The organism is Stenotrophomonas maltophilia group sp. Smal12 (assembly GCF_037079935.1).
Classification (GTDB): Bacteria; Pseudomonadota; Gammaproteobacteria; order Xanthomonadales; family Xanthomonadaceae; genus Stenotrophomonas; species Stenotrophomonas sepilia.
The window spans coordinates 1-501 of sequence record NZ_JBAWUK010000148.1; the positions used below are offsets into that span (position 1 = coordinate 1).

General features: G+C 54.9%; 1 protein-coding gene. It reads right to left on the minus strand.

Translation table 11 applies throughout. The features are described from left to right. Positions 1-36: 36 nt before the first annotated feature. Positions 37-378 carry a hypothetical protein gene (locus WDC87_RS22015; protein ID WP_336331358.1) on the minus strand — a complete coding sequence of 114 codons (342 nt, stop codon included), beginning with the start codon at positions 376-378 and terminating at the stop codon, positions 37-39. Positions 379-501: the final 123 nt, after the last annotated feature.

The window sequence follows — 501 nt, forward strand, 5'->3', positions numbered from 1 at the left end:
CCACTACGACATCCCTGCAACGCCCCACTCATCCTTTCAAAGTACTGCATGCATGATCAATGCCTCTTTCTGCAGTTCGTCAACGGAAACATCCGCGTCAATCTCAAAGGTTCCACGGTATGACCTATTGCGCTTCTGTGTCCAGTCGATTGACTGTAATTGGATCGATTGGATTTGGTCCTGAAGGGCGAGTTCGAAAGTCTGGTGTAGGCGGCTGTGACGATAACCGAAGATCGCAGCGACGAGCAGCAGCGGCTGCTGCGCGCAGTCGCCCCCCTCCATCTTGCCAGCACCTTCAACCACACTCATCAACGCCTCATCCGGCGTGGCAACGATGATGAGATTAGAATCGATAACAGGGGTTTTGCCGTGCAGCATTTCGTGGTGGATGTCAACGGCTAACTCGTGCTCCTAGTAGACGTCGTCAGAGCAGTCGTCAAGGGCCTGTTCGGCATGGAAGTGCGCGTTTTCTGGCTGCAGGCCGGCGACCAGGTGGTGTTC

Coding starts and splice junctions, on each gene's coding strand:
- WDC87_RS22015 (WP_336331358.1), bottom strand. CDS start 378: ATGCTGCACGGCAAAACCCCTGTTATCGATTCTAATCTCATCATCGTT.